Here is a 19,842-nt window from a genome sequence, read left to right as displayed (position 1 = left end):
CCCCCGCGGTCGTTTTTTTTATCATTACGCTGTAATCCAAGCCTCATCAGCTGGATTTTTACGCCATTCTTGTAATTTCTTCGTTTCAGCTTCTCCGATCATACCTTTTTCAGCTGCTACTTCAGTTAATGCACTGTAGTCACTTAAAGAATATGATGCTACGTTTGCTGCTGCTAGTTTTTCTTTTCCTGCTTCAAGCTCGTATGTGAAGATTGATACGATTCCTAATACTTCACAACCTGCTTCACGAAGTGCTTCTACACAAGTAATTGCACTACCACCAGTTGAAATAAGGTCTTCTACTACAACTACTTTTTGACCTTTTTCTGCTTTTCCTTCAATTTGGTTCCCTTTACCATGACCTTTTGCTTTACTACGTACGTAGCACATTGGTAAATCCATACGATCGCTTACCCATGCTGCGTGCGCAATGCCAGCAGTTGCTGTTCCTGCAATAACTTCTACAGTTGGGAAGTGCTCTTTGATTAACGTCTCTAATCCTGAAGCAATCGCTTGACGTACTTTTGGATAAGATAATGTTAAACGGTTATCACAATAAATTGGTGATTTCATACCAGAAGACCAAGTGAATGGATCATTTGGTTGTAAAAATACTGCTCCAATTTCTAATAAATGCGATGCGATTTCTTTTTTCATACTGTTACACCTTCCCACTGTTGTTTTACTGTTTTATACGCTTCAAGCGGATTTTCTGCTTTTGTAATACTACGCCCAACTACGATGTAACTTGAACCAAGTTCCCTCGCACGTTTCGGTGTTGCAACACGCACTTGGTCATTTACATCATCACTTGCAAGACGAATCCCCGGTGTTACTGTTACAAATTCATCTCCGCATACTTCACGTAATTTTGGAACTTCAAGCGTTGAACAAACAACTCCATCAAGTCCACTTTCTTTCGTTAATTTTGCATAATGAGCAACCGCTTCTTCTAACGTTTTCTCAATGCCGATCTCTTTTTTCATCATAGCTTCCGAAGTGCTTGTTAGTTGTGTAACTGCAATACAAATCGGTCTCTCTTTTCCTTCTTGCTTACCTTCCTCTAATCCCTCGATCGCAGCTTTCATCATACTGCTTCCCCCAGCAGCATGAACGTTCACCATATCAACATCTAGACTAGCTAGGCTGCGCATAGCGCTTTTTACTGTATTCGGAATATCATGAAGCTTTAAATCTAGAAAGATTTTATGTCCTTTTTCTTTTAAGCGCGTAATAATTGCTGGTCCTTCTTTGTAAAACAACTCCATACCAACTTTGACAAATAACTCTTCCCCTTCAAAGTGTTGTAAAAATTGTTCTACCTCTTGTTTCCCTGGAAAATCTAGTGCAACAATTAGCGACTGTGACATACTTGCTTCCAGCTCCTTCCTTGACATTCCGAAATGTGATCAAATCCTAATTCATCTAGTAATGCTGGTAATTCTTCAATAATTGTTGGACATGCAAATGGATCAACAAAGTTCGCTGTACCAACTGCAACTGCACTTGCACCAGCGTAGAAAAATTCAATTACATCTTCCGCTGATTCAATACCACCCATTCCGATAATTGGAATATTAACCGCTTGGCTTACTTCATGTACCATACGAATCGCTACTGGCTTAATTGCAGGACCTGATAGTCCGCCTGTACGGTTTGCTAAAATTGGTTTAGCTGTTTTTAAATCTAGACGCATCCCAAGCAATGTATTAATCATCGTTAAACCATCTGCACCTGCATTTTCAATTGCTTTTGCAATTTCCACAATGTTTGCCACGTTCGGTGACAACTTCACATATACAGGTACTTCAGAAACCTCTTTTACTCGCTTCGTTAAATCAGCAGCAACTTCAGGATTAGTACCAAAAGCGATACCACCTGTTTTTACGTTTGGGCAAGATATATTCAATTCTAGTGCATGAACATTAGGCGCTTTAGAAATTTCCTTTGCAACCGCTACGTAATCCTCAGCTTGTGAACCTGCAACGTTCGCAATGATTGGAAGGTCAAATTGTTCTAACCACGGTAATTCAGAACTCATTACTTTTTCTAATCCTGGGTTTTGAAGTCCTATCGCATTTAACATTCCACCTGGTGTTTCAGCAACACGAGGTGTTGGATTTCCATAGCGTGGTTGTTCTGTCGTTGCTTTAATCATGATTGAGCCTAGTACACTTAAATCGTAAAACTGTGCGTACTCACGACCAAATCCAAAGCATCCAGATGCCGGTATTATTGGATTTTTTAATGATAATCCTGGTAATTCAACTTGCAATCTGTTCATAGTACAACCTCCCCAATTGGAAATACTGGTCCGTCGCTACACACCTTCTTGTAAGAATGTCCACTTGGATCTTCTTGTAAGTGGCATACGCAGGCGAAACAAGCTCCAATACCACAACCCATACGTTCTTCTAATGAAATATAGGCTTTTCTCTCTTTGTAACGGCCTTCTAATGCACGAAGCATCGCTAATGGGCCACATGAATACAGAATATCAAAGTCAATTCCATAGTTATCAATTACATCTGTGACAAATCCTTTTGTACCATGTGTACCGTCAACTGTCGCAACGTACGTATCACCAAGTTCTGCAAATTTTTCTTCATAGAAAACAACATCTTTTGTTTGGAAACCTAAGATGTGAATGACACGTACACCTTTTGCAACAAGACGCTGTGATAACTCATAAAGTGGTGGTACACCAATTCCCCCACCTACTAACAAAGCAGTTTGTCCAGCTTCCGCTTCTTCTACAGGAAAGCCGTGTCCTAGTGGCCCTAGCACGTCTACCATTTCACCTTGTTTTCTATTTGCTAATGTTTTTGTCCCTTGTCCCTCCGCACGATATAGCATTGTAAATTCGTTCTTCTCTTGATCGACATTACAAATACTAATCGGGCGGCGCAGAAGGGGCGCAATGCCCTCTGCTACCTTAATGTGTACAAACTGCCCTGGTTCGTTCATTTGCTGTACTAGATTTCCTTGAAGCACTAATTCGTAAATGTTTTTTGCGATTTCTTTTTGATTAACGACAATCATATTTTGCTTTTGCATCATGCATGTACCACCTCTTGCTTTGGCGCGATTTCTTTCATTGAATGAGCTGAGAATGTCATAGATTCTAATACTCTTAAGATTGCTCTCGTTGTATCAAGTGATGTTAAGCAAGCTACACCATTCTCTACAGACTCACGGCGAATTCGGAAACCATCACGTGCTGGTTGTTTTCCTTTTGTTAATGTATTGATTACAAACTGTGCTTTTCCTTGACGAATGATATCAAGTAAGTTGTAGTCTTCAGAATCAATTTTGTTTACAACTTGCACCGGAATGTTTTGCTCTGTTAACGATTTTGCTGTTCCAGCTGTTGCTAATAAGTTATAGCCGATTTCATGGAAATGTTTTGCAATTTCCATTGCTTCTTCTTTGTCTTTATCTGCTACAGTAATAATTACTGATCCGTGAGTTGGAATGTTAATTCCTGAAGCAACAAGACCTTTATATAGTGCTTTTTCAAGTGTTAAGTCTTTACCCATTACTTCCCCTGTTGATTTCATTTCAGGTCCTAATGTTGTATCAACTGAGCGTAGTTTCGCAAATGAGAATACTGGAGCTTTCACATACACTTCCTTCTCTTCTGGGTGATAGCCAGTTCCATATCCTTGTTCTACAAGGTTTTGACCTAAAATAACTTTCGTTGCAACATTCGCCATCGGTACGCCTGTAATTTTACTTAAGAATGGTACTGTACGGCTCGCACGTGGATTTACTTCAATTACATACACTTGATCTTCGAATACTACAAATTGGATATTTAGTAATCCAACAATGTTTAATCCTTTTCCAAGTGCAATTGTATGTTCAATAATTTGCTCTTTCAGTTTTGCAGATAAGCTTTGTGGTGGATATACTCCAATTGAGTCACCAGAGTGAACGCCAGCACGTTCAATATGTTCCATAATACCTGGAATGAACACATTTTCTCCGTCTGAAATTGCATCTACTTCAATTTCTTTACCTACCATGTAGCGGTCAATTAATACTGGGTGATCTGCATGAACTTTAACCGCATTTTTCATGTAGTGCAGTAGTTCTTCTTGACGATATACGATTTCCATCGCACGTCCACCTAATACGTAAGATGGTCTTACTAATACTGGGTAACCAATTTCTTCAGCGATTGCTACCGCTTGTTCTACAGTTGTTGCTGTTTTACCAACTGGTTGCGGGATGCCAAGCTGTGTTAACGCTGCTTCAAATTTATCACGATCTTCTGCACGGTCTAAATCTTCAAGTGATGTTCCTAAAATTTTCACACCATGCGCTTCTAATTTTGCAGCTAAGTTAATCGCCGTTTGTCCACCGAACTGAACGATAACACCTTCTGGCTTTTCTAAATCAATGATGTGCATTACATCTTCAATCGTTAATGGTTCAAAGTATAATTTGTCAGAAATACTGAAGTCTGTTGAAACTGTTTCTGGGTTATTGTTTATAATAATCGCTTCATATCCAGCTTCTTTAATTGCCCATACTGAGTGAACTGTTGCGTAGTCAAACTCCACACCTTGGCCGATACGGATTGGACCAGATCCTAGTACAACTACACTTTTACGATTTGTTACAATTGATTCATTCTCATCACCATATGTGCTGTAGTAGTATGGTGTTGCAGATTCAAACTCTGCCGCACAAGTATCTACCATTTTGAATACTGGTGTCATATTCTTTTCTTTACGCATATCGTAAATTTCGCGCTCAGTTTTATTCCAAGCAGCTGCAATGTAGTGATCACTGAAGCCCATTTCTTTCGCAGATTGTAATACTTCCATATTTCCTACATTCGCTTTTACTTCGCGTTCCATGTTTACGATGTTTTCAACTTTTTGTAAGAAGAAGAAGTCCATTTCACACCATGAGTTAATTTCTTCTTTCGTTACACCTTGACGGATTGCTTCTGCTACAATAAACAAGCGCTCATCATCAGTTTTTATAATACGTTTTTTCATTGTTTCTTTATCAAGCTCTTTTAAGTGGTCTAACTCTAGATGATAAATACCTAACTCTAAAGAACGAACCGCCTTTAATAATGATTCTTCTAAGTTACGTCCGATTGACATAACTTCACCAGTTGCCTTCATCTGTGTGCCAAGCGTTCTGTTCGCTGATTCAAACTTATCGAATGGCCAACGTGGAATTTTTGAAACAACATAGTCTAATGCTGGCTCGAAACAAGCATATGTTTTTTGAGTTACTGGGTTTACAATTTCATCTAATGTTAAGCCGACTGCAATTTTCGCTGCTAATTTCGCAATTGGGTATCCAGTTGCTTTAGATGCAAGTGCAGATGAACGACTTACACGTGGATTTACTTCAATTACATAGTATTGGAAGCTATATGGATCAAGCGCAAGCTGAACGTTACATCCACCTTCAATTCCTAATGCACGAATAATTCGTAATGAAGTGTTACGTAACATTTGATACTCACGATCACTTAATGTTTGGCTCGGTGCTACAACGATAGAATCACCTGTGTGAACCCCAACCGGATCGATATTTTCCATGTTACATACTACAATTGCGTTATCATTTGAATCACGCATTACTTCGTATTCAATTTCCTTACATCCAGCAATACTTTTCTCTAATAAACATTGTGTTACTGGGCTATGTTTTAAACCACTTGTTACGATTTCAATTAACTCTTCTTCGTTATGGCAAATACCGCCGCCCGTTCCGCCTAACGTGAATGCTGGACGAACAATTACTGGGTAACCAATTTCGTTTACGAACCCATATGCTTCATCAAGGTTATGAATGATTTCACTTGGTGGTGTTGGTTCATTTAAATCTTGCATTAATGTACGGAATAAATCACGATCTTCCGCTTGCTCGATTGCTGATAATTTTGTTCCTAAAATTTCAACTCCGCACTCGTCAAGTACGCCTGACTTTGCAAGTTCAACCGCCATGTTTAAGCCTGTTTGACCACCTAATGTTGGTAAGATTGCATCTGGGCGTTCTTTACGAATAATACGGCTTACGAATTCTAATGTTAATGGCTCAATGTATACTTTATCTGCTGTTGCAGTATCTGTCATAATTGTTGCTGGGTTAGAGTTAACAAGGATTACTTTGTAACCTTCCTCTTTAAGAGATTGACAAGCTTGTGTACCAGAGTAATCAAACTCCGCTGCTTGCCCAATTACAATTGGTCCTGATCCGATTACTAAAATTGTGTTAATGTCTAGGCGTTTTGGCATAACTCTTCCCCTTCTTTCTTGAAGTTTTCAATCATTGTTAAGAAATCTTCGAATAAATCATTTGCATCTTCTGGTCCTGCTGAAGCTTCTGGATGATATTGTACTGTAAATGCTGGGAACTTCTTATGACGAAGCCCTTCTACTGTTCCATCATTTAAAGCTACATGTGTAATTTCAAGCTCTGTATTTTTAACTGATTCTTCTTCTACTGCGTAACCGTGGTTTTGAGAAGTAATTGCTACTTTTCCAGTTGCAAGATGTTTTACTGGATGGTTTAAACCACGGTGACCGAATTTCAACTTACTTGTATTCGCACCAGATGCTAGAGCGAACAATTGATGTCCTAGGCAAATTCCGAATAAAGGAACTTTACCGATAATGTCTTTTAACATTTCGATTGCTTCTGGTACATCTTTTGGATCCCCAGGTCCATTACTTAACATAATTCCATCTGGGCTTAGGCGTAAAATTTCTTCTGCTGTTGTATTGTAAGGTACAACAATCACATCACAATCGCGTTTATTTAATTCTCGCAAGATACCATGTTTCATTCCGAAGTCAACAAGTACAACACGATGACCGCGGCCTGGGCTTGGGTATGGATCTTTTGTTGACACGCGTTTTACATGATCTGTAAAGACTGTCGCTTTTAATTGGCTAACGATATACTCTACATCCGCATCCATGTTACAAAGGCGACCGCGTAATGTTCCATATTGACGAATTTTTCGTGTTAATTTTCTTGTATCAATTCCTGCGAGTCCTGGAATGTTTCTTTCTTTTAAGTAATCATTTAACGAAATTTCATTACGGAAGTTTGATGGGTGATCACAAATTTCGTTTACGATTAAACCATTTACAGATGGGTGAATTGATTCAAAATCGTCACGGTTAATGCCGTAGTTTCCGATTAATGGGTACGTAAATGTTACAATTTGACCGCAATATGATGGATCAGATAATGTTTCTTGATACCCAGTCATTCCTGTTGTAAATACAACCTCACCTGACTTTTCGATTTCTCCTCCGAAACCTTTTCCAATTAATACTGTTCCATCTTCTAAGATAAGTTGTCTTTTCATACTAATGCACTCTCCTTTTGCCATGCGATCTTACCACCAACGATTGTCATTACCGGCCATCCTTGGCATTTCCAACCTGCGAATGGTGTATTTTTTCCTTTTGATAAGAATGTTGTTGGGTCAATCTCTTCTTCTTGTTCTAGATCAATGATTGTAATATCAGCGGATCTTCCTTCTTTCAGGCGACCTGCTTCTAAGCCGAATGTATCCGCTGGTTTTTCTGTTAAGAATTGAATTAACTGTTCTAGTGTGATAATTCCTTTTTTCACAAGGTTCGTATATAAAAGTGGGAATGCTGTTTCAAAACCAGTAATTCCGAATGGTGCTCTTTCAATACCCTGTGCTTTCTCTTCCGCTGTATGCGGTGCATGGTCAGTTGCGATCATATCAATCGTTCCATCTAATAGCCCTTCAATTAACGCTGCGTGATCTTCTTTTCCACGAAGCGGTGGGTTCATTTTAAAGTTTGGATCAGCTGACGGAATATCATCTTCACATAATACTAAGTGGTGCGGTGTTACTTCTGCTGTTACTTTAATTCCAGCACGTTTTGCATCACGAATCACTCGTACAGATCCTTTTGTACTTACGTGACATACGTGATAGTGACAATCTGCTGCTTCCGCAAGCAATATGTCCCGAGCAATATGTACAGATTCACATACTGATGGGATACCGTTTAATCCATGCTTCTCAGAAAACTTCCCTTCATGTACACAACCTTTATTAATCAATGTATTTTCTTCACAGTGTGCCACGACTGCCATATTTAATTTCGCTGCACGCTTCATAGCAGCTAGCATCATGCTTGCATCTTGTACGCCTACTCCATCGTCAGTAAACGCGAATGCACCAAGTTCTTTTAATGTTTCAAAGTCTGTCATTTCAGAACCTGCTTGGCGTACTGTTATTGCGCCATATGGGAGTACATTTACATGTGCTTTTTCCTTAATTCGCTTTTGCAAGTCTTCCATATGTTCTTTGCTGTCTGGTACTGGGCGTGTATTTGGCATTGCACAAATTGTTGTGAAACCACCTTTTGCTGCTGCAAGTGTACCAGTTTCAATTGTTTCTTTATGTTCACCACCCGGTTCGCGAAGATGAACGTGTACATCTACTAGTCCAGGTGAGATTAACTTTCCGTTTACATCGATTACTTCAGCACTATCTGCCGTAATATTTTCTGCTACTTTCGCAATTTTACCGTCTTGTACGAGAAGATCTGTTGCTACAATATTTCCTTCTTCATTTAGGTAACGTCCATTTTTAAACAAATAATTCATGTTTCATTCCTCCTAATACATTTGGTAATGCGCGTTTTAGTACAGCCATTCTTACGTAAACTCCGTTTTCCATCTGTTTGAATATGCGAGAACGCTCACACTCAACGAGCTCACTCGCAATTTCTACATCACGGTTTACAGGAGCTGGATGCATAATAATGCTTCCTTGTTTCATACGTTTTTCTCGTTCAATTGTTAGACCGTGCTCGTTATGATACTCTTTCATGATGTCTGTTTCATAATGGTCATGACGCTCATGTTGCACACGAAGTAACATCATCACATCAACTTCTGGAACAAGTGCATCTAAACTTTTGTATATTCCGAATGTGTTTGTTTCATCTTTCCACTCTTCCGGGCTAGCAAAGTAAATTGTTGCTCCTAGTTTCGTTAATGCTTCAGCATTAGATCGTGCTACTCGGCTATGGCGAATATCTCCAACAATTGCAATCTTTAATCCTTCGAAGCTCCCAAACTCTTGTTTAATTGTTAGAAGGTCTAATAGACATTGCGTTGGGTGATTTCCACATCCATCGCCAGCATTTAGGATTGGAATGTTTACTTTATTTTTTAACTCGTCAAAGTAGCGATCTTGCTGATGGCGGATGACTACTGCTTTTGTTCCGATTGATTCTAGTGTTCTTATCGTATCGTATAACGTTTCTCCTTTTTGTACGCTAGATGAATCTGCTTCGAAATTTAGCACATCAAGTCCTAATTTCTTCTCGGCAACTTCGAAGCTAAACTTTGTTCTTGTACTGTTTTCAAAGAATAAGTTCGCTACAAATGTTTGCTCTGTTGTTTTTTTCTCTTTTCCATTCGCAAAATCTTCTGCGTCTTTTAGGATTTCTGAAATCTCTTGTTTCGATAGTTCACTCATCGTTAACAAATGGCTCATTGTCATCCCTCATCTTTCTCGTTTTTATGATAACATTTTTGTATTAATATAACAATAATTGCATGGAAATACCCTAGTCGTGTGAGACTAGGGTGCAAGAAAGAAGCTCCCCTTTTTCGTCTCACAGGACTCAATTAAAAGGTTGTTGTTATGAAGCAATCTGCTTAGATTGTTGTTTCTGTTTCATTTCAGGTAACAGTAGATTTAATAGTACACCAACGATCGCTGCCAGCGCCATGCCTTCTACTTGGAATGATTCTCCGACACGGAGTACCGCCCCACCAATACCGATTACAAGTATAACCGATGCGATCATTAAGTTGCGTTTGTCACTTAAATCTGTTTTGTCGTCTACCATCATGCGTAAACCGCTTGATGCGATTACACCGAATAATAAGATTGATACACCACCCATAACCGGTGTTGGAATCGAATGAATCAGTGCTGAAATCTTACCGATAAACCCGAACATAATGGCGAATACTGCTGAACCAATGAATAAGTATACACTGTACGCTCTCGTAATTGCTAGCACACCGATGTTTTCACCGTATGTTGTATTCGGTGGTCCACCTATTAATGATGCGATCAATGTTGCCACACCATCACCGAAGATTGAGCGATGTAAGCCTGGTTTTTCAATTAGATCTCTTTTAATAACATTTCCAAGTACAATTTGATGTCCGATATGTTCTGAGATTGTTACAAGTGCAACTGGTACCATTAAGAGTACAATCTTCCATGAAAACTCTGGAGTATATGTTACAAATGGTATTGTGAAGTCTGGTACGTCAAACCATTTTGCCTCAGCTACCGGTTTTAAATCTACAAGCCCTTGGAAGTAAGCGAAGATATATCCTCCGATGATTCCAAGCAATACTGGTATGATACTGAAAAATCCTCTTCCAAATATGGAGCAAATGATTGTAATAGCTAATGTTACTAACGCTACTGAAAAGTGTGTAAAGCTGTACTTGCCATCCGCACCGTTCATCGCCATGTTAACTGCTGTGTGTGCTAAAGCTAAACCGATAACCATTACGACTGGACCAACTACGATTGGCGGAAGTAATTTCATAATCCATTCTGAACCAGATTTTTTAATTCCGATTGAAATTAAGAGATACACAAGTCCTGCTAGTATTCCACCAAGCATCGCTGCTCCCGGTCCACCCGCTGTTTTTGCTGTAATAATTGGTGCGATAAACGCGAATGATGATCCTAGATATGCTGGTACTTGACCTTTTGTTATAAGAAGGAACGCTAATGTTCCTAATCCACTTGAGATTAAAGCAACTGATGGATTCAGTCCTGTTAAAAACGGAACAAGCACTGTTGATCCGAACATCGCAAATAAATGTTGTATACTTAAAAATAACCATTTTCCCGGCTTCGGTACTTCATGAATGTCTAACACTGGCTTTTGCTCCATTGTTACATCCTCCTTCAGTTTAAAACTTTGCAATAAAAAAACTCTTTGTGACTGTGCACAAAGAGTCCTATACTTTCGTATGCCAAATTTGACATACGAAAGCCAAGACCCTTTGGCAGCCTCACAGGACTACATTTAAAAGGGCTTACTTATCATATATACTTACTCGATCTTGTTGATCTGTCTCTTGCAAATCAACTTCGATACGCTCTTCACTTGATGTTGGAATGTTCTTTCCTACGTAATCAGCGCGAATCGGTAATTCACGGTGACCTCTATCTACAAGAACAGCTAATTGAATTTGTGATGGTCTTCCCAAATCCATAAGAGCATCCATCGCAGCTCGAACTGTTCTTCCTGTATATAATACATCATCTACAAGGATTACTTTTTTCTTCGTAATATCTACAGGGATATCTGAACCTTTTACTAACGGTTCTTTATTTTTTGATTGAAGTGTTAAATCATCACGATATAGTGTAATGTCTAATTCCCCTACTTCAATCTCTTTTCCTTCAATTTGACCAATGCGTTCTGCTAAACGCTTTGCAATAAAGATACCACGTGTTTTAATTCCGACAAGAACACAATTATCAACACCTTTATTACGTTCCACAATTTCATGACTAATACGTGTTAAAGCGCGGCGAATCATTTGGTCATCTAAAACGACAGCTTTTTCTTGCATGCTCTACACCTCCAAGCTTTTTTCTTGCGTGAGAGGAATGGTATAAAAAAAGTCCTCTCAGCGTGTGCGAGAGGACTTTTGAAAAAAGGGTACAGCATACCCTAAGTATTTCAAACCGTTACCTTCTCAACCTCACGGGGCTGTGTTAAAGGATCATTATTTAACTGTAGTCAGTATCTCAGTTTTCTTATGATTTGTCAATACTATTTCCGTAAAATATTTAGCGTTTCTTCAAATACTTCTGGAATCGGTGCCTCAAACTCAATATATTCACCAGTACGAGGGTGATCAAACCCTAAAATCCCTGCATGAAGCGCCTGTCCATTTATATCTAATGTTTTTTTCGGACCATATTTTGGATCTCCTGCAAGTGGATATCCAATATATTTCATATGAACACGAATTTGATGCGTACGCCCTGTTTCTAAACGACATTCAACAAGTGTGAAATCTTTAAATCGTTCTAATACTTGAAAATGCGTAACAGCATTCTTACCATTTTCATCAACGGCCATACTTTGACGCTCTTTCTTATCACGACCAATTGGAGCATCGATTGTCCCTTTATCATGTGGAATTACGCCGTGAACGATTGCTTTATAGCGTCTTGTTACTGTTTTTTCCACAAGCTGATTTACAAGAGATTCATGCGCCATGTCATTTTTAGCAACCATTAATAAACCAGATGTGTCTTTATCAATACGATGCACAATACCAGGACGCATTACACCGTTAATACCTGATAAATCTGTGCAATGATACATTAATCCATTTACAAGTGTACCGCTTGTATGTCCAGGAGCTGGATGTACAACCATACCGCGTGGTTTATTAACGACTAATACATCTGCATCCTCATAATAAATTTCTAAGTTCATATCTTCTGCACGAATATCTAGTTCTTCTGGTTCTGGAATTGCTACCGCAATTTCATCATTTTCTTTTACTTTATAATTCCCTTTAATATCGTTTCCATTTACGGTTACAACGCCATCTTTAATCCACTGTTGTACCTGTGAACGTGACCATTCATTGTTTATTCCCGCAAGAAACTTATCAATCCGTTCGCTCTTTTGTTCTTCTTTAACTGTTACTTGTACTACTTCGCTCATTCAATTACTCCTTCATTTTCTTTCCTTCTAATAATGTTTGAATAATAATTAATACAACACCAATACATAAAGCTGAGTCGGCTATGTTAAATACCGGATAGTTGTATGAAAAAATATACACGTGAATGAAATCCACCACTTCTTGTCTAAATACACGATCAATAAAATTGCCAATTGCTCCGCCTAAAATAAGACCTAATGAAACCCCTAGGAGCCTATCTGTTTTCGCATACTTTTTCATATAAATTACGATAAAACCTACAAAAACAATTGTAATAATATAGAAGAACCACATTTGACCTTCTAAAATCCCCCAAGCAGCTCCTCTATTCCGATGTGATGTTATGTATAATACATTATCGATAATCGGGATACTTGTACCTAATTCCATGTTCTTTACAATTAACCATTTCGATACTTGATCGATAGCAATGACAAATAAGGCTATTAAATAATATATCATTTTCATTTCCCCCACAAAGACAGTGTACCTCAAAATTTTAGCATAGCTACGGTCTTTTCACAATGAACCTTTACGGAAGAATAAAATAAAACGAAAAAAGGTAACATAATATCGTTGTGCCTATCAAATATTTACTTTTTCATATAAAAATTCATGAACTGTACGTGCTGTTGGCATCATTTGCATTTGCTTTACAGGAATATACTTCCCAGTTTCTTCACAAATCCCATACATATCGATTTCCATTTTAAATAACGCTCGTTCAACATCTTTCAAATCTTCTCTTATATCATGTAAAAATAATTTCTTTTTTGCATCTTCCTTCATTTCATATCCTAGCTCTTGTCCAAATTCCACATGATACGCGTGCATCGCTTCTTTTGCCAGTCGCTCCTGTAATTCTTTTTTCATCAATTGCAATTCTTCTTTGATTTCCATGTAGATTTCATTCACGTGTACATTCCTCCCGGCTGCAATGTACCGTTAGTGTGTCCGAAATTTTCTCACTTACCGCTCACACATTTTTCCTTCATAGGAAAGTGCTTAAAATCCAATAGAAACCTTTAACAATCAAATTCTCGATACATCTACCGCATGCCAAGAAGAACCTTTACTTTAATACAAAAAACTGACTGCAGTAATTAGCAGTCAGTTTTTTTACTATCACATCATTATTTCACATAATTTTCTTTTACAACTGTCGCACAACGCTCACATAATGTTTCATGCTCAGCGTCTTTACCAATTGTTTCAGAAACAACCCAGCAACGTTCACATGTTTCACCAGTTGCCTGCGCTACAACAACAGCTGTATGCTCATATTTTGGAGCACCTGCTGGGGCCTCTTCCATTGTGCCACCAAGTTTGTACTCAGAAACAATAAACAATTGTTTTAAATCTTCGCTGATAGACTCTAACATTTGTTTCATTTCTGCAGTTGGATAAAGTGTAATACTCGCATTCAATGACTTACCAATTACTTTTTCATTACGAGCAACTTCTAACGCTTTTAATACATCGTCGCGAAGTGTCATAAATGCATCCCATTTTGTTTTTAACGCTTCAGCGCCTTCTACTTCCACTGCTTCTGGCATATCAGTTAGCTGAACACTTTCCTCTACAACATCAGGAATATATGGCCATACTTCATCCGCTGTATGAGGTAAGATTGGTGTTACAAGCTTTGTTAATGCAACAAGAACATCATAAAGTACTGTCTGAATCGCACGGCGGTCCGAATGATTCGCAGCCTCAATATATAAAATGTCTTTTGCAAAGTCTAAATAGAATGAACTTAAATCAATTGTACAGAAGTTATGAATTGCATGATATACTGCCGCAAAATCATATGTTTCATATGCTTCTTTTACTTTTGTAATTAAGTCATTTAATTTCACTAACATGTAGCGATCTACTTCACGTAGTTCAGCTTTTGCTACTGCATCTTGACTTGGATTAAAGTCAGCTAAGTTTCCTAATAAGAAACGGAATGTGTTACGGATTTTACGATATACTTCTGCAACTTGTTTTAAAATGTCATCTGAAATACGCACATCAGATTGGTAATCAACAGAAGATACCCATAAGCGTAAAATATCTCCGCCTAATTGATCCATAATTTTCTTCGGTACAACAATATTCCCGATAGATTTACTCATTTTACGACCTTCACCGTCTAGTACGAACCCATGACTTAGAACACCTTTATATGGCGCTTTACCAGTTACTGCAACTGCTGTTGATAAAGAAGAGTTAAACCAACCACGATATTGATCAGATCCTTCTAAGTATAAATCAGCAGGACGTTGCAAGTCCTCACGCTCTTCTAATACAGCTTGGTGAGAAGAACCTGAATCAAACCATACATCCATAATGTCTGTTTCTTTACGGAATTCACCATTTGGACTAGATGGATGTAAAAATCCTTCTGGTAATAAATCTTTTGCTTCACGTTCAAACCATACGTTAGAACCGTTCGCACGGAATAGATCCGCTACATGATTAATTGTTTCATCTGTAATAATTGGATCGCCATTTTCTGCATAGAAGACAGGAATTGGTACACCCCAAGCACGTTGACGAGAAATACACCAGTCACCACGGTCACGAACCATATTATGAAGACGTGTTTCACCCCATGCTGGTACCCATTTCGTTTCTTCAACAGCTTGCAATAACTCCTTACGGAATGCTTCAATAGATGCAAACCACTGCGCTGTCGCACGGAAGATAATTGGTTTTTTCGTTCTCCAGTCATGTGGATAAGAATGCGTAATAAATGTTAATTTTAATAACGCACCAACCTCTTCTAATTTTTCTGTAATAGGTTTATTCGCTTTATCATAGAATAAGCCTTCAAATCCAGGTGCTTCACTTGTTAGTACACCTTTATCATCAACTGGGCAAAGAACTTCTAAGCCGTATTGTTTACCAACAAGGAAGTCATCTTCCCCGTGTCCAGGTGCTGTATGTACACAGCCCGTACCAGCGTCCGTTGTAACGTGCTCACCAAGCATCACTAACGAATCACGGTCATAGAATGGATGCTTCGCAACTGTATATTCAAGTTCGCTACCTTTAACTGTTTTCACAACTTCCGCATTTTCCCATTCAAGCGTTTTTGAAACTGTGTCAAATAGCTCAGAAGCAATGATATATTTTTCATCATTTACTTTCACAATGCTATATTCAAGCTCTGGATGAACAGAAATACCTAAGTTTGCTGGCAGAGTCCAAGGCGTTGTTGTCCAAATGATAAATTTCTCATCACCTTCTAATACGTTTTTCCCGTCTTTTACTGGGAATGCTACGTAAATAGATGCTGATTTTTTATCTTTATATTCAATTTCAGCTTCCGCTAAAGCAGATTCACTTGTTGGAGACCAATAAACAGGCTTTTGCCCTTTATAGATGTAACCTTTTTTCGCCATGTCACCAAACACTTTAATTTGTTGTGCTTCATATGCTGGCTCTAAAGTGATATATGGATTATCCCAATCTGCACGTACACCTAAACGTTTAAACTGCTCACGTTGACGATCTACTTGTTCGTATGCATACTCTGCACATAATTTACGGAATTCTGCAACCGTCATCTCTTTACGCTTTACGCCTTTATTTGTTAAAGCTTGTTCAATCGGCAACCCGTGTGTATCCCATCCTGGTACATATGGTGCGCAATATCCAGTCATCGATTTGTAACGAACAATAAAATCTTTTAATACTTTATTTAAAGCATGTCCCATATGAATGTCACCATTCGCATATGGAGGACCATCATGCAGTACAAATAAAGGACGACCTTTTGTATGTTCTTGTACTTTTTCATAAATGTTCATCTCAGCCCATTTTTCTTGCATTGCTGGCTCACGTTTTGGTAAATTCCCACGCATTGGGAATTCTGTTTTCGGCATTAGTAATGTATTTTTGTACTCCATGCTCAATTCCTCCTCGAATCTATAAAAGAAAAAGACCTTTTTTTCTAAATAAATAGAATAAAAAAGAGACCTTCTCATCCCCCAAAAAGGGACGAGAAGGTCTCCCGCGGTACCACCCTAGTAGACCATGCGTGTATGCAATGATCCTCTTTATATTCTTAACGCGAATATACGCCTACGCTTACTTTTTGTTCAGCGCGGAACTCCAGGGTGATATTCCCATTTATCTCCTTATCCTGAGCTTACACCATCCTCAGTTCGCTATATAAGGTATGAAAAAGGTACTTATCCCTATCTTCGTTTTTCTTAATAAATATGTTGTTTAAAATTATATGTAATAATGAGAAAAACGTCAAGCTTACACTGTTTCTTCTTTCTTTAACAGCTCGTCCACTTCTTCTTCTAACTCAATTAATTTATCCCAATCATCATTGTTTAGCATTTCAAGCTGTGCTTCTAATAGCATACGGAAACGAGTGCGGAATACTTTCGCCTGCTTCTTTAATTCTTCAATATCAAATGCAACTTTTCTTGATTTTACTAAAGCTTCATTAATGATACGATCCGCATTCTTCTCTGCTTCTCGTACAATTAATTTTGCTTCTTTTTGTGCATTACGCTTTACTTCTTCCGCCGCTTCTTGTGCAACAACGATAGATTTATTTAGCGTATCTTCAATGTTAGAGAAATGATCTAACTTTCCTTCTAATTGCGCAACTTTTTCTTCTAATGCTTTCTTCTCACGAATGACTAATTCATAATCTTTGATGATTTGATCAAGAAACTCATTTACTTGATCCTCATCATAGCCACGGAATCCGCGACCAAATTCTTTGTTATGAATATCTAATGGTGTTAACGGCACAAACGCCACCTCCAAGTAGTTATCTAAATTTTCCTCTTTTAATTATATCTTTTCTTCGACAAAATAAGAGATTTTCCTTCTAAAAAACCAATCATTTTAGTATACCATACAAAACTCTCCATTTATCACGTTTCGTTTTTCCTTCTACAGAAAATAATTTACTTCGGCCATATCCCTTAACTGAAAAAACATCTCCAGGAAAGCACTCATATGCCGTTTGTTCTGTTATTTTCCAATTCACCTTCACAAGGCCATTTTTTATGAGTGGTTGTACCTTTTGACGTGATATATGAAGCATTTCAGCTAGCACAACATCTAAACGAAGTGATGAAACAGTCCCAGACTGCTCTTTCCATTCTTCTTGTAACCGCAATATTTTCTCTGCTTGCACAGAGGAAAGTGAGACCTTCATTTTACCTATGGATTGTAAATTCATTTCAATGTATGAAGCAACTTCTTTTGCAACTACAATTTGGGCACGATTTTCTTGAAGCAAAATATCACCGCATTTTTCTCTTGTTAAACCAAGAGACATAAATGAACCTAATATTTGCCGATGTTCAAGCGTATAAAATTTGGAAGGATAGTCAATTTCTAATACTTCAATTTGAAACTCTTCTTCATTTAAATCGAGATAATTCGGATAAATAAGAGCTCTTTTTCTTTCTGCTTTTGGCGCTACACCATAAAACTTCAAAGTAGCGTCTCCTTGATTCCCCATAATCGTCGAAACAATCTGCTGCTGACGCGGATCAAGAAAATCCGTTAATTTCACTTGATGATACTCTTCAGCCATCTGTTTCCATTCTAACGCTTTGTCAACAAAGACAGCTTCTTCAGGTCTAAAATGCTCATAGATGTTCATTCATTTAACCTCTTATTACAGGAAATAATTAAACAAACTTACTAAACCACTACTAGCCAATCTCAACGCAATAATTGCAACAATTGGAGAAATATCAATCATTCCGAAAGGTGGGATAAATCTCCGAAATGGTTCTAAATATGGTTCACAAATACGCGATAGAAAATCCCCAAATGTTGATTCTCTTGCTCCTGGAAACCATGATAGAAGAATATAGATAATAAGCGCCCAGGAATAAATCTGGATGATCCAAAGCAACGCTTGTAAAATAATTGTCATGGCTTATTACCACCTCTTTATATTTGTCTCTTCCTCTTCACCGAACAACTCAGAAATGGCCCCAACAATATCCACAGTCTCAGGTGTACAAATAAATGTTTTCGGTCCTAGTTTTTGAATATCCCCGCCTATAGCGTATACAGTACCACTTAAAAAGTCAACGATACGCACAGCCTGATCTGTTGACATTCTTTGCAAATTAATGACAACCGCTCTTCTTCCCTTTAAATGATCCGCAATCCCTTGTGCTTCCGAATATGTACGCGGCTCTAATAAAACAACTTTAGAAGACTGTTTTGCTGTTTCAATACTTACAATGTTTTGTTTCGGCTGTGCTTTCGTAAGTGGAATATCCTGCTGCTCTGGGGGATCTTGTTGTTTTTTCATTTCAGCTTGCTCCTTTTCCTTTTCGTAAGCTTCTCGCTCTTCTGGTGTGTCAAAAAAGAAGTATTTTACTTTTGACCAACTCATAATAACATTCTCCTTTCTTTTACGCTTTTCCTACTAAAATCGTTCCCAAACGAATATATGTAGCGCCTTCTTCAATTGCAATCGAATAATCATTTGACATTCCCATCGATAACTCTTTACACGGGGCATATGATAACCCTAGTTCTTGCACTTGTTTTTGCAAGCCACGCAATGTCTTAAAACAATGACGAATCTCTGCTTCTTCCCCAGTAAATGGTGCCATTGTCATTAATCCAACAACTTCAATTTTATCAAATTCTTGCAGAGCACGAATAAACGCAATTGTTTCTTCAACTGCTATCCCTTGCTTTGATTCTTCAGACGACGTTTTTACTTGTACAAAACATCGAACCTGCTTTGTAGCACGTTTTTGAATTTCTTTTGCAAGTGAAACGCGATCTAATGAATGCAAATAATCAATCTCATTAATAATTTCTTTTACTTTTCTTGTTTGTAATGAACCAATGAAATGCCAATTTACTTTTGAACCGAAATGCTCATACTTCTGTAAAAGCCCTTCATTACGATTCTCGCCTAAATCAGTAAGTCCAGCTTCTATTACTTCATTTATTTTTTCAATTCCTACTGTTTTTGTTACTGCAACGATCTTAATTTCTTCTGCTAAACGTTCTGCTCGTTTACACGCTTTTTTGATTTCCACATTTACAAATGCTAAATTTTCTTGCACTACCACTTGT

Annotated in this window: 19 protein-coding genes and 1 other annotated feature; all 19 genes read right to left on the bottom strand. The window is 38.1% G+C overall.

Translation table 11 applies throughout. The annotated features are described in order from the left end of the window. Positions 1-24: 24 nt before the first annotated feature. Entirely contained in the window at positions 25-657 is a 633-nt protein-coding gene (gene pyrE / locus LOK41_RS07000) for an orotate phosphoribosyltransferase (protein WP_174103526.1), read from the bottom strand. Beyond that, positions 654-1,370 carry an orotidine-5'-phosphate decarboxylase gene (pyrF, locus tag LOK41_RS06995; RefSeq protein WP_241815823.1) on the bottom strand — a complete coding sequence of 239 codons (717 nt, stop codon included), beginning with the start codon at positions 1,368-1,370 and terminating at the stop codon, positions 654-656. The genes pyrE and pyrF overlap by 4 nt, the downstream gene beginning before the upstream one ends. Further along, positions 1,355-2,284 carry a dihydroorotate oxidase B catalytic subunit gene (gene pyrD, locus LOK41_RS06990; protein WP_241815822.1) on the bottom strand — a complete coding sequence of 310 codons (930 nt, stop codon included), beginning with the start codon at positions 2,282-2,284 and terminating at the stop codon, positions 1,355-1,357. The genes pyrF and pyrD overlap by 16 nt, the downstream gene beginning before the upstream one ends. After that, entirely contained in the window at positions 2,281-3,060 is a 780-nt protein-coding gene (gene pyrK, locus LOK41_RS06985) for a dihydroorotate oxidase B electron transfer subunit (RefSeq protein ID WP_241815821.1), read from the bottom strand. Before pyrK ends, pyrD begins: the two co-directional genes overlap by 4 nt. Next, positions 3,057-6,269: a carbamoyl-phosphate synthase large subunit gene (gene carB, locus LOK41_RS06980; RefSeq protein WP_241815820.1), complete on the bottom strand. Its 3,213-nt coding sequence runs from the start codon at positions 6,267-6,269 to the stop codon at positions 3,057-3,059. Before carB ends, pyrK begins: the two co-directional genes overlap by 4 nt. Continuing rightward, the gene (locus LOK41_RS06975; RefSeq protein ID WP_174103531.1) at positions 6,254-7,351 is read right to left on the bottom strand and encodes a carbamoyl phosphate synthase small subunit; all 1,098 of its coding nucleotides are present in this window, start codon (positions 7,349-7,351) and stop codon (positions 6,254-6,256) included. Before LOK41_RS06975 ends, carB begins: the two co-directional genes overlap by 16 nt. Next, positions 7,348-8,634 carry a dihydroorotase gene (gene pyrC, locus LOK41_RS06970; RefSeq protein WP_241815819.1) on the bottom strand — a complete coding sequence of 429 codons (1,287 nt, stop codon included), beginning with the start codon at positions 8,632-8,634 and terminating at the stop codon, positions 7,348-7,350. The genes LOK41_RS06975 and pyrC overlap by 4 nt, the downstream gene beginning before the upstream one ends. After that, positions 8,618-9,532 (bottom strand): aspartate carbamoyltransferase catalytic subunit, encoded by a 915-nt coding sequence (locus LOK41_RS06965; protein WP_241815818.1) that lies wholly within the window; start codon positions 9,530-9,532, stop codon positions 8,618-8,620. The genes pyrC and LOK41_RS06965 overlap by 17 nt, the downstream gene beginning before the upstream one ends. Before the next feature lie 148 nt (positions 9,533-9,680). Continuing rightward, positions 9,681-10,964, bottom strand: coding sequence for a uracil permease (gene uraA / locus LOK41_RS06960; protein ID WP_241815817.1), 1,284 nt, complete (start codon positions 10,962-10,964; stop codon positions 9,681-9,683). 145 nt (positions 10,965-11,109) lie between these two features. Then, positions 11,110-11,652, bottom strand: coding sequence for a bifunctional pyrimidine operon transcriptional regulator/uracil phosphoribosyltransferase (gene pyrR / locus LOK41_RS06955; protein ID WP_174103535.1), 543 nt, complete (start codon positions 11,650-11,652; stop codon positions 11,110-11,112). Between the two features lie 203 nt (positions 11,653-11,855). Continuing rightward, positions 11,856-12,764, bottom strand: a complete 909-nt coding sequence (locus LOK41_RS06950) for an RluA family pseudouridine synthase (protein ID WP_241815816.1) — start codon at positions 12,762-12,764, stop codon at positions 11,856-11,858. A gap of 4 nt (positions 12,765-12,768) precedes the next feature. Further along, complete coding sequence (gene lspA / locus LOK41_RS06945) at positions 12,769-13,227, bottom strand: signal peptidase II (RefSeq protein ID WP_174103537.1); 459 nt, start codon at positions 13,225-13,227, stop codon at positions 12,769-12,771. A gap of 123 nt (positions 13,228-13,350) precedes the next feature. Next, a complete protein-coding gene (locus LOK41_RS06940; protein ID WP_174103538.1) occupies positions 13,351-13,680 on the bottom strand; it encodes a TraR/DksA C4-type zinc finger protein in 330 nt (109 codons plus the stop codon). Positions 13,681-13,898: 218 nt separating this feature from the next. Then, the gene (ileS2, locus tag LOK41_RS06935; protein ID WP_241815815.1) at positions 13,899-16,664 is read right to left on the bottom strand and encodes an isoleucine--tRNA ligase; all 2,766 of its coding nucleotides are present in this window, start codon (positions 16,662-16,664) and stop codon (positions 13,899-13,901) included. Positions 16,665-16,748: 84 nt separating this feature from the next. Next, positions 16,749-16,971: a binding site (T-box leader), on the bottom strand. Positions 16,972-17,022: 51 nt separating this feature from the next. Continuing rightward, positions 17,023-17,529 (bottom strand): septum site-determining protein DivIVA, encoded by a 507-nt coding sequence (divIVA, locus tag LOK41_RS06930; protein WP_016116021.1) that lies wholly within the window; start codon positions 17,527-17,529, stop codon positions 17,023-17,025. A gap of 91 nt (positions 17,530-17,620) precedes the next feature. Further along, a complete protein-coding gene (locus LOK41_RS06925; protein WP_241815814.1) occupies positions 17,621-18,394 on the bottom strand; it encodes a YlmH family RNA-binding protein in 774 nt (257 codons plus the stop codon). A gap of 15 nt (positions 18,395-18,409) precedes the next feature. After that, a complete protein-coding gene (locus tag LOK41_RS06920) occupies positions 18,410-18,673 on the bottom strand; it encodes a YggT family protein (protein WP_174103541.1) in 264 nt (87 codons plus the stop codon). Between the two features lie 6 nt (positions 18,674-18,679). Beyond that, positions 18,680-19,144, bottom strand: a complete 465-nt coding sequence (locus LOK41_RS06915) for a cell division protein SepF (protein ID WP_003199801.1) — start codon at positions 19,142-19,144, stop codon at positions 18,680-18,682. A 19-nt stretch (positions 19,145-19,163) separates the two neighbouring features. Continuing rightward, a complete protein-coding gene (locus LOK41_RS06910) occupies positions 19,164-19,838 on the bottom strand; it encodes a YggS family pyridoxal phosphate-dependent enzyme (RefSeq protein ID WP_241815813.1) in 675 nt (224 codons plus the stop codon). Positions 19,839-19,842 lie beyond the last annotated feature (4 nt).

This window comes from Bacillus sp. TL12, from assembly GCF_022625245.1.
In the GTDB taxonomy this organism is placed as follows: Bacteria; Bacillota; Bacilli; order Bacillales; family Bacillaceae_G; genus Bacillus_A.
This window is presented reverse-complemented; position numbering and strand designations above follow the sequence as displayed.